We start from the raw sequence: 10,520 nt of genomic DNA on the forward strand, positions 1-10,520 counted from the left end.
ATCTTTGCTTGGTAAAAATACCAACCTAAAATGATCCGGCTCGGGCCAATTAAACGCCCTGCCATGTACAAGTAATATTTTTTCGGCTTTTAGCAAATCGTACATCATCTTTTCATCATCTTTAACGTTAAAAAGTGCTGTATCAACTTTAGCAAACGCATAGAGCGCGCCTTTAGGTTTTTTACAACTAATGCCTTCAATAGCATTTAATCCACGCCATGCAATATCACGCTGCTCATATAAGCGCCCACCCGGGTTTATTAGACTATCAATTGATTGCACGCCACCCAACGCCTGTTGAATTGCATATTGTGCAGGTACATTTGCGCACAAACGCATAGATGAAAGTATTTCTAGGCCTTTGCGTAAATCATCCATTACCGAGGTACGACCGCTCAAAACCATCCACCCCATTCTCAGCCCCGCTGCACGGTATGTTTTTGCTAAACCATTAAAAGTAATAATAGGCACATCGTCGCAAAGTGAGCCGATTGAAGTATGCGTTATACCATCGTATAAAATCTTCTCGTAAATTTCATCGCTCAATAACAGTAATTTGTGTTCGCGTGCGATATCGATTAATTGCATTAACAAGTCGTCGCTATAAACCGCACCGGTTGGATTATTAGGGTTAATTAATACCAATGCTTTTGTTTTTGAAGTGATTTTACTTTTTATATCTGCAATGTCCGGAAACCAATCTTGCTCTTCATCACATAAATAATGTACCGGATTACCACCCGATAACGTGACCGAAGCAGTCCAAAGTGGATAATCTGGAGCAGGAATAAGCACTTCGTCACCATTATTTAATAGCGCTTGAGTGATCATTTGAATGAGTTCGCTTACGCCATTACCAATATAAATGTTATCTACATCTAAATTATGTAATCCACGTTGTTGGTAATGCTGATAAATAGCCACGCGGGCTGAATAGAGGCCTTTAGAGTCACAGTAGCCTTGGGCTGAATATAAGTTGCGGATAATATCGCGGTGCATGTCCTCTGGCATATCAAAACCAAAAGCAGCCGGATTACCTATATTCAATTTTAATACTTTTTGACCTTCGTCTTCCATTTTTTTAGCTTGTGCTAAAACCGGCCCACGAATGTCATAACATACACCTTCTAATTTGTGACTCTTTTTAATATCAGACATTTTTACCTCGACTAGTGAGTCTTTAGACTAACCTAGTAAAGGCGCAAAATGCCAGTGTATTTGATTACTTAGTACTGAAATAAATTCACGTTTCAGTTTCAATAATTAACGAGATGCTAACCATTCATTTAGCTTAGCTTGAGAGCCAGTTACTTGAGCCATTAAGCTATTAGATGCGTCGATGGCTTCAGCTAAGTTATCTAGGTTTAAATTTTGTTCAATAACGCGAGATACTTCAGCAAGGCTTGAAGCACCAAACTGCGCAGCGTTAGATTTTAAGCTATGAGAATGACGAATAGCCGCTTCTCTGTCTTTTCCAATGGTTGCTAAAACTTCAGAGCCTAAACGCTCAAACTCCGAGCAGCAAAAATCAAGTGTATCAGCAAACTGCTCACCCAATAACGATTCCATACTCTCTAATGCTGATGTATCAATATTTATTTCTGTCATATTTTAAGCCCTTAAAACAATCCATGTAAATTACAGTTTAATAGTACTACTTTATATTGATGCGTAAAAAAAACCAACTTAATTACCTTATAAATGTATAATTGTGAGGATCATACTGGCAACAAAAAGTTTATTAAATGGCACGCACACTTTGTAATCATTGTAACTTTGCACTTAACACCTGTATTTGCAGCGCAATTACAAATATAAACAACAAAGTTAAGGTTATTATTCTACAGCACCCAAGCGAAGAAAAAATAGCAAAAAATACCGCTAAACTACTCAATTTATGCCTAACTGATTGCCAAATAGTCAAAGGCGAAAATAATGACGACTTTTCTATTCTTAAATCACTGCCAGTAAGCTCAACTGTTTTGCTCTACCCTAACGAACATGCTGTAAATTTAGACGATAGCGCTGAGCAATCTAATATAAAAAACATCACCCATTTAATCGTGGTTGATGGTACATGGAAAAAAGCCTACAAAATTTTGCAGCTCACCACATTGCTAAATCAATTCAAAACGGTCAGTTTTAAACAGTTACCTAAAAATCGTTATGCTATTCGTAAAGCCCCTAGGGCCGACAGCCTATCCACACTTGAAGCCGTAGCGCATAGTTTGTTTTTAATAGAGCAGTTAAATCCTGCACCACTTTATAATGTGCTTGATGAATTAATACAAAAACAAACCCAACACATGCCCGAGCACGTAAAAGCACGTTACTTAGATTAAATTCGTTACTATATGAAACTTGCAATGCGTAACTACCCTAACAGGCTAAAACGTGGCTTTACTCGCCAAGGCCCCGACTATCGCTTTGACGACCAAGTCGACTTTAGCGATATAAGAGATACCTTTGGCTTTAGGTCAATGGTCGTCGGTAAATGGGTAACTAAAGAAGAGCGCTACATTAGCGCTAATTTAATTTACGATGCACTGGCCGACCTTGCACAAATACTGCATTTACCGCCCAAAGCTATTGGTCTTCGTGGCAAACTTAATTTTGCATTTGGTCATGGCGGTCAAAAAGGTGTACAAGCACATTATAATGCAGCCTCTCAAACGCTTGCCCTTGCAAAAAATGCAGGCGGTGGTGCACTTGCTCACGAATGGTTTCATGCGTTTGATCATCATATAAGCGAGCATTTATTTGCAGCAAAACCACGATTTGGTTTTGCCTCCAAATTATGGCTTTCAAACACGCCTAATTTATCGCACCCACTTAATAATGCTTTGAACAGTTTTTATAAAAATGTATTTTTAGATGAGCACGGCGTTGATGCAAATAGCTTTGTACAAACATGCATAGAACACGATAAGGCTCACAATATGAATTATATGAGTATGCCAGAGGAGCTTGCCGCACGTTGTTTTGAAGCCTGTATTGAGCAGCATTCAAATATAAAAAATAGCTTTTTAGTGGGGGGCTTACAAAGTAGTAATTTAATATACCCAAATATTGGGCATATTAATAAAGCAAATGAAGCGCTTAACCAGTACTTTGAACTACTGGGTTATGCGCTTCATAAAATAGACGAGTAATGTCTATATTTGGTGATTACTTATCGTCACTAATACGACTTGCTACTGCACTGTTTTGATCTTTATATTTTGCATCTTTACGGATGTTGTATGGGTTTTCACACGGTCCCGATAGCATTTCAAAGCTCATAGCACCAATTTTCATCAGTGGGCGTAGTGCCAGTGGTAATTTACCTGAGTTGTAAAACTCTAAAACAATATTACCGCTCCAGCCTGGGTCTATTCGGTGCGCGGTTACATGCACCATTAAACCCAAACGCGCAAGCGATGAGCGTCCATCTAACCAACCTACTATATCTGCTGGCAAAGTTACTTTTTCATGGGTAATAGCTAGTGCGAGTTCACCTGGGTGTAAAAAGAATGCTTCACCTTCATCAAGCACTATTTCTTCACTCATGATTGATTCCATGGCTTTATTTAGCTGATCTTTTGGACCACTTAAATCGACGTATGCCGCGTTGTGTGCATTAAAAGTTCTAAATTTATTACCTAATCGCAAATCGGCAGTTACGCCTGAAATCATGTCACTTGTTGGCGCAGGCTCAATAACAATGCGACCATCGCTTAGGTATTCATTAATATGTGTGTCTGAAAGTCTCATTATTTATTAATCTTCTGTAATCACAATTTCAATTGCATTGTGATGCTGTTGATAATAGAGCGTGCTGGCTATAAGCCTCGCTGCTGCGCTGTATGTTTTGCTTATCGCCGCGTCGTTATCGTTGGCAATAAGTTTTCCTTGCTCAGAATACTCGCGTATATCTATTGCAAGAGGAATATGGCTAAGTACGGGTACGCCGTGCTTGTGCGCAAGTTTTTGTGCGCCGTCTTTACCAAATACGTGGTTAGCTTCACCGCAGTGGCTGCAAATGTAATAACTCATGTTTTCAATTAAGCCCAGCACTGGCACGTTTACTTTATTAAACATAGCAATGCCTTTTTGCGCATCGGCAAGGGCTAAGTCTTGCGGCGTAGTGACAATAACAGTACCGCTCGCTGGTACTTTTTGGCTCATTGTTAGTTGAATATCACCGGTGCCCGGTGGCATATCCACAATTAAGTAATCAAGCTCACCCCAATCAGTCTCGTTAAGCAATTGGCTAAGTGCGCCTGACGCCATTGGTCCGCGCCATACAGTGGCGTCATCGCTTGGGACTAAAAAGCCAATTGACTGCGCTTTAATGCCGTTTGCATCAAAAGGCTGTAGCTGTTTGTTATCTTTAGTGACGGGCTCTGCGCCCACCAAGCCTAAAAGCATTGGAATAGATGGGCCATAAATATCAGCATCTAAAATACCCACCTTTGCGCCTTCGTTTTTAAGGGCGCCCGCCAAGTTAACAGCAGTAGTCGACTTACCTACTCCGCCTTTGCCTGAGGCAATAAGCACAATATGTTTAATCGCCTTAAACTTAGCTGCCTCTTTAATGATAACCTTGGCGCTAATTGTTACAGGCACATTTAAGCATTCACTTACGTGTTGCTCAACTAAAGGCATTTCTGATTGCCCAGCAAATGGTAGGGTTAATTTAATGTGTAGTGATTTATCGTCATTTTGAGTAATAGTATCAATGAAGCTTTCGTCAATACCGACGGCAAAAGCCGCACTACGATATGCCGCTAAGGCAGTAATAATCGGTTGTTTTTGCACCGATTTAGAAGAGAATAGTTTCGACAGTCCAAACATAGCAATTAAATAGCGTTTCTTTGATGAAAAGTGCCACGGAATTATGTAACATTCAGGGCATTAACACCAGTCAATTAATAAAAATCCATAAGCTGTGCACACTCTAAGCAGATAGCTTGTAGATAAATTAATGATAATTGCCGTTTGTATAATAAAAACGGCGTTTTATCCTCAATTCGGAATGATTATGACGCAGCGAAAGATCCTGATTACCAGCGCATTACCTTATGCAAATGGCCCTACTCACTTAGGTCATTTATTGGAATATATTCAAACTGATATTTGGTCACGTTTTCAAAAACTACAGGGCCATGAAGCTTATTATGTTTGCGCAGACGATGCCCACGGCACGCCAATTATGCTTAATGCGCAAAAGCAAGGGATCACGCCTGAAGAAATGGTAAAACAAGTGAGCATAGAGCGCCAACGCGACTTTGCTGACTTTAATATCAAATTTGATAACTACCACAGCACGCACAGCCAAGAAAACAAAGAATTTAGCGAGCTTATTTATAACCGCCTAAACGATGCCGGCCATATTAAAAAGCACACTATTTCGCAATTATTCGATCCAGAAAAAGGTATTTTCTTACCCGATCGCTTTGTAACAGGTACTTGTCCAACGTGTAAGTCTGAAAACCAAAACGGCGACAGCTGTGATTCATGTGGTGCTACATACAGCCCAACAGAACTCATTAATCCGCGCTCTGTAATGTCAGGTGCTGAGCCTGTACTTAAAGATTCTGAACATTACTTTTTTGACCTGCCAGCATTTGAAGGCATGCTAAAAGAGTGGTTACACTCGGGCACTATTCAACAAGAAATGGCTAACAAGCTAGACGAATGGTTTACCGATGGCCTGCAGCAGTGGGATATTAGCCGTGATGCGCCTTACTTTGGTTTTGAAATTCCAAATGCACCGGGCAAATATTTTTACGTTTGGTTAGATGCACCTATTGGTTACATGGCGAGCTTTAAAAACCTATGTGATAAAAAAGGCATCAACTTTGATGAGTTTTGGGCTGAAGGTTCAGACGCTGAGCTTTATCACTTTATTGGTAAAGACATCATTTATTTCCACAGCTTATTTTGGCCAGCAATGTTAGAAGGCGCTAATTTTAGAAAGCCAACTAACGTATTCGCTCATGGTTTTGTTACTGTAAATGGCGAAAAAATGTCTAAATCAAAGGGTACGTTTATTAAAGCGCGTACTTATTTAGATAACTTAAACCCAGAGTACTTACGTTACTACTACGCAGCAAAATTAAGCAGCGGTATTGTTGATCTTGATTTAAACCTAGAAGACTTTGCACAACGCGTAAATTCAGACCTAGTAGGTAAAGTAGTAAACATAGCGAGCCGTTGTGCTGGCTTTATTACTAAAAAGTTTGATGGCAAGCTAAGCAGCACTATTATGCAACCAGAGCTGTTAGCAGAGTTTCAAGCGGCTGCACCTAGCATTACAACACACTACGAAAACCGCGATTACAGCCGCGCAATTCGCGAAATAATGGCGCTTGCCGACAAAGCAAACCAATTTATTGATGGCGCAGCACCTTGGGTATTAATTAAAGACGACACTAAGCAACAAGAAGCACACGAAGTGTGTTCTCTTGGTCTTAACTTATTCCGCGTTTTAATTACTTACTTAAAACCAGTGCTACCAGAAATGGCCGACAACGTACAAGCATTTTTAAATGACGACCTTGCATGGGACGGCGTTCAAAATGCACTCGTAAGCCACCCTATCAATAAATTTAAACCGTTAATGCAACGTGTTGAAATGGATAAAGTAAATAAAATGGTTGAAGAATCTAAAGAAAGCTTAGCGCCAAAAGTAACTATTGACCCTAACAGCCCACTTGCAAAAGAGCCGATTAGCGACGAGATAGAATTTGATGACTTTGCAAAAGTAGACTTACGCGTAGCTAAAATTGCTAAAGCAGAGCACGTAGAAGGCGCTGATAAACTACTTAAGCTAACACTTGATTTAGGCGGAGAAACTCGCCAAGTGTTTGCAGGTATTAAATCAGCTTACGCACCAGAGGATCTTGAAGGTAAGTTAACCGTTATGGTCGCTAACCTTAAGCCTCGTAAAATGCGCTTTGGTATGTCAGAGGGCATGGTATTAGCTGCAGGTCCTGGCGGAAAAGAAATTTATATTCTTAACCCAGATGACGGCTCAGAGCCTGGTATGCGCGTAATGTAATATTACTCATACAATAAAAACCGCTGATACATCAGCGGTTTTTTTATGGGCAAAAACAATGTTTAGTCGTATATTCAATACGAATGCCTCTGTATTAAATAAAGTGAATTGTAATTATGACCCAAATTTTAGATGCCAACAGAATAAAAGTAAGTAGCCAAATAAAACAACACAAATTAGTCGCCATACTGCGCTTAAAGCAACAAGGTGATGTAGCACCATTAATTGATTGTTTAGTTAATGCGGGCATAAACGCACTCGAGATCACCTCAAATACACCGGGCTTTGAGCAAGAAATAGCAAAAGCTCGTGCAGCTCATAAAAACGCACTTATTGGTGCAGGCACAATAATTAACACCACCCTTGCTCAGCAAGCAATTGATGCAGGCGCGCAGTTTATCGTAACGCCAAATACCAACAAATCGGTTGTCGAACTTGCCCACCAGCACGGGTTACCAGTATTAATGGGCGCGCTAACACCTACCGATGTAGCAAATGCAATTGAATATAAGGCAGATATTATTAAGGTATTTCCTGCGGGCAGTATGGGCGTTGGTTACTTTAAAGCATTAACAGGTCCATTTTCAGAAGCACAATTAATACCTGTTGGTGGTGTGAATTTAGATAATTTATCACAATGGTTTGAAGCAGGTGCTTGTGGCGCGGCAGTAAGTGGCGATTTTTGTAAGGTATTAAATACCGAACAAGAGCGTAGCCACCTTACCAAGCTTGTAAAAAACTATATAAGTAAACTGCCTAAATAGGCAGTTTATTTTATTTATAAAATAGCCAAATGTGCGCTCATAAAATTTGATTGGGCGCTATACAAAATTAATTACTACTAATTAATTCAGCTTTTTCAATACGCGATCTTTTCTTGGTAAGTAATAATTATCGTAATCAAGTGACACTATAACGCGCTCTGCTTTTCCTAATAACTCGTTACGCGGAATTAAACCTATTACACGCGAGTCAGCGCTATTGTCGCGGTTATCGCCCATTGCTAAGTAATAATCATCAGGAATTGTAATTGCATCAAACCCCGATAAACGTGAAGGAATATTTGCCACTCTTATCGAATGCTCTAATCCGTTTAAATCTTCAATTTTATCAAGTGAGTCTATGTTGCTGCGCTGATCTGCATAATTAAGTTTTTTACCATTAATAATGAGCTCATTATTTTCAAGCGCAACGGTGTCTCCTGGCACACCAATTACACGCTTAATTAAACGGTTATCGGCAGCTTGTGAGTCAAAAACAATAATATCACCAGCTTGTGGATCCGCTAATTTAAGTAATTTTATGTGCGTAAATGGGACGCGAATATCGTAGGCCATTTTATCGGTAAGTATTCTGTCACCTTCTTGAATGGTCGGTTTCATTGAGCCTGTTGGTACTTCGTACCAATCGGCAACAGCGCTTCTAAATACGCTCATCAGTGCAATAAATACGATAAGAGAGCGGTTATTTTTCCAAAACTTATAAACTAATTTCATGCCTATTCCCTTCAATTGAACAAGTCTTTAATTAAGTAACTGTTTATATGACTTTGTTAATTAGCTGCAGTTCAATCAATGATGTAACAAAACATGTTGACTACTAATTTTAATTGATCGATTAAATTTAGAGCGTCGTAACATTTAACGAAACCAACGGGTATTAACTTAAAGGAAAATAAAATGTTTAAGAAAATTACTACTGCATTATTGTTTACAACTGCAAGCCTTGGATTTACTACAATGGCTTATGCTGATCATCATGGTATGAAAAAAGACGTTGTTGAAGTAGCCGTTGAAAATGGTTCGTTCACTACTCTTGTTGCTGCTGTTAAAGCCGCAGGTTTAGTTGAAACACTGCAAGGTAAAGGACCGTTTACTATTTTTGCACCAACAGATGCTGCATTTTCTAAATTACCTGAAGGCACTGTTGAAATGCTACTCAAGCCTGAAAACAAAGACAAGCTAACGGCGGTATTAACTTATCACGTAGTGTCTGGAAAAGTGATGGCAGCCGACGTAATGAAGGTAGATAGTGCGAAAACACTACAAGGCCAATCAGTTATGGTTAAAGCCGACAGCATGGGCGTAATGATAAATGACGCTAAAGTTGTAAAAGCTGATGTAAAAGCAAGCAACGGCGTAATTCATGTTATCGACACCGTACTACTTCCAAAAGAGTAGTCATAAAAGAATAAGCCAAATAAAAAAGCATAAGTAAATACTTATGCTCTTTTATTTATTTTTGTTTCATCACATAAAAAATTATTGATTTAGTTTTTCTTTCGCTTCTTTTACTTTTTCAAAATCTAAACCAAGTTCATCAGTCGCTTCTTTAATAAGGTGCGGTTGAGTCATTACGACTGCCATTAGTTGCTGTAGTTTTTCTGGCGGAATACCAAGCTCTTGAACAAGCGCCATTGCCATCATTGGGTTTTGAGTAAACGCTTCAAACAATGCTTTTACTTTTTCGTCGCTTACATTGTGCTCTTTAAGTATTGCTAGTATTGGATTCATTATTAAACCTTAAGTGTTTTTTATAGGGCTTAGTATATGGGCTAAACCCTAAAATTAAAGAGTTACTCTACAAGTAAAACAACTTTACCAGCATTTTCATTACGCTCTAAAATAGCATGAGCTTCGTTTGCGTCGCTCCAAGGCAATGTTTTATACAGGTTAAAGTCGTACTTTTTAGTGGCAATATCATTGTAAAAACGCGCTACAAAGTCGTCGCGCACCTGGCGTTTAAACTCAATACTACGATTTCTAAGCGTTGAGGCATGAAACGAAATACGTTTGCGTAAAAGCGCGGCAAAATCAACTTCTGCAAAGCGTCCATCTAAAAATGCAAGCATCACAATTTGGCAATCCATCGCTGCAATAGCGGCATTTTTATTTAAGTAACTCCCCGAAACAGGATCTACAATTGCATTTGCTGTTAACTCATTTGCTTTCATATATTCTACAAAGTCGGTGGTTTTGTAGTTAATTGCATGATCGGCACCGAGTTCTTTTGCGTGTCGGCATTTGTCATCCGTACCTGCGGTAATAACCACGGTAGCACCTGCGCTTTTAGCCATTTGAATTGCTGCACCGCCCACACCACTAGCACCTGCATGAATAAGCGCTGTTTGCCCTTTTTGCAATTTACCAAGCTCAAATAACGCGCCAAATGCTGTTAGGTACACTTCGCTTATTGCTGCGCCTTCAGCCATTGTTACATCATCGGGTAATTCCATAAGCTGCTTTGCATCAACGGCTACATATTCACTGTAAGCGCCACCAGAACACAAAGCAAAAACACGTTTATTAAGCCAAACTCTATCAACTTTACCACCAATATCGCTAACAACACCGGCACATTCTAAACCTAAAATAGGACTATCTCCCGCAGGGGCCGGGTATTTACCTTGGCGCTGCATACTGTCTGCACGGTTTACACCTATTGCTGCAACTTTAACAAGTACTTCATGGCTCTT

The 10,520-nt window shown here is 39.6% G+C and carries 12 protein-coding genes; 5 read left to right on the forward strand and 7 right to left on the reverse strand.

Annotation, left to right across the window (positions count from 1 at the left end; translation table 11 throughout):
* A partial coding sequence (locus tag CXF89_RS19850) for a pyridoxal phosphate-dependent aminotransferase (RefSeq protein WP_145990855.1) occupies window positions 1–1,158 on the reverse strand: 1,158 nt, incomplete at its 3' end.
* Between the two features lie 105 nt (window positions 1,159–1,263).
* Complete coding sequence (locus CXF89_RS19855) at window positions 1,264–1,608, reverse strand: Hpt domain-containing protein (RefSeq protein ID WP_007582543.1); 345 nt, start codon at window positions 1,606–1,608, stop codon at window positions 1,264–1,266.
* A 137-nt stretch (window positions 1,609–1,745) separates the two neighbouring features.
* Here CXF89_RS19855 and CXF89_RS19860 point away from each other — a divergent pair, with 137 nt between their 5' ends.
* Together CXF89_RS19860 and CXF89_RS19865 are read left to right on the forward strand one after the other, a co-directional pair.
* A complete protein-coding gene (locus CXF89_RS19860) occupies window positions 1,746–2,342 on the forward strand; it encodes a tRNA-uridine aminocarboxypropyltransferase (RefSeq protein ID WP_010554237.1) in 597 nt (198 codons plus the stop codon).
* A 24-nt stretch (window positions 2,343–2,366) separates the two neighbouring features.
* Window positions 2,367–3,152, forward strand: coding sequence for a CLCA_X family protein (locus CXF89_RS19865; RefSeq protein WP_024608140.1), 786 nt, complete (start codon window positions 2,367–2,369; stop codon window positions 3,150–3,152).
* 16 nt (window positions 3,153–3,168) lie between these two features.
* Here CXF89_RS19865 and dcd read toward each other — a convergent pair whose 3' ends face one another.
* Together dcd and apbC are read right to left on the reverse strand one after the other, a co-directional pair.
* Window positions 3,169–3,753: a dCTP deaminase gene (gene dcd / locus CXF89_RS19870; RefSeq protein ID WP_007582539.1), complete on the reverse strand. Its 585-nt coding sequence runs from the start codon at window positions 3,751–3,753 to the stop codon at window positions 3,169–3,171.
* 6 nt (window positions 3,754–3,759) lie between these two features.
* Window positions 3,760–4,836, reverse strand: coding sequence for an iron-sulfur cluster carrier protein ApbC (gene apbC / locus CXF89_RS19875; protein ID WP_121955559.1), 1,077 nt, complete (start codon window positions 4,834–4,836; stop codon window positions 3,760–3,762).
* A 187-nt stretch (window positions 4,837–5,023) separates the two neighbouring features.
* On the opposite strand from apbC, the gene metG reads away from it, so the two are divergent.
* Complete coding sequence (gene metG / locus CXF89_RS19880) at window positions 5,024–7,045, forward strand: methionine--tRNA ligase (RefSeq protein ID WP_121955560.1); 2,022 nt, start codon at window positions 5,024–5,026, stop codon at window positions 7,043–7,045.
* A 116-nt stretch (window positions 7,046–7,161) separates the two neighbouring features.
* Complete coding sequence (locus CXF89_RS19885) at window positions 7,162–7,809, forward strand: bifunctional 4-hydroxy-2-oxoglutarate aldolase/2-dehydro-3-deoxy-phosphogluconate aldolase (RefSeq protein ID WP_024593389.1); 648 nt, start codon at window positions 7,162–7,164, stop codon at window positions 7,807–7,809.
* 81 nt (window positions 7,810–7,890) lie between these two features.
* Here the strand turns inward: CXF89_RS19885 and lepB are convergent, their stop codons facing one another.
* A complete protein-coding gene (lepB, locus tag CXF89_RS19890) occupies window positions 7,891–8,541 on the reverse strand; it encodes a signal peptidase I (protein ID WP_007582535.1) in 651 nt (216 codons plus the stop codon).
* Between the two features lie 183 nt (window positions 8,542–8,724).
* Between lepB and CXF89_RS19895 the strand changes: the two genes are divergently transcribed.
* On the forward strand, window positions 8,725–9,225 hold the full coding sequence (locus CXF89_RS19895; RefSeq protein WP_007582534.1) for a fasciclin domain-containing protein: 501 nt from the start codon (window positions 8,725–8,727) through the stop codon (window positions 9,223–9,225).
* 81 nt (window positions 9,226–9,306) lie between these two features.
* Here CXF89_RS19895 and CXF89_RS19900 read toward each other — a convergent pair whose 3' ends face one another.
* Together CXF89_RS19900 and CXF89_RS19905 are read right to left on the reverse strand one after the other, a co-directional pair.
* Complete coding sequence (locus CXF89_RS19900; RefSeq protein WP_007582532.1) at window positions 9,307–9,558, reverse strand: DUF2999 family protein; 252 nt, start codon at window positions 9,556–9,558, stop codon at window positions 9,307–9,309.
* Between the two features lie 62 nt (window positions 9,559–9,620).
* A partial coding sequence (locus tag CXF89_RS19905; RefSeq protein WP_121955561.1) for a zinc-binding dehydrogenase occupies window positions 9,621–10,520 on the reverse strand: 900 nt, incomplete at its 5' end.

This window comes from Pseudoalteromonas sp. MelDa3 (assembly GCF_002863625.1).
Taxonomy (GTDB): domain Bacteria; phylum Pseudomonadota; class Gammaproteobacteria; order Enterobacterales; family Alteromonadaceae; genus Pseudoalteromonas; species Pseudoalteromonas arctica.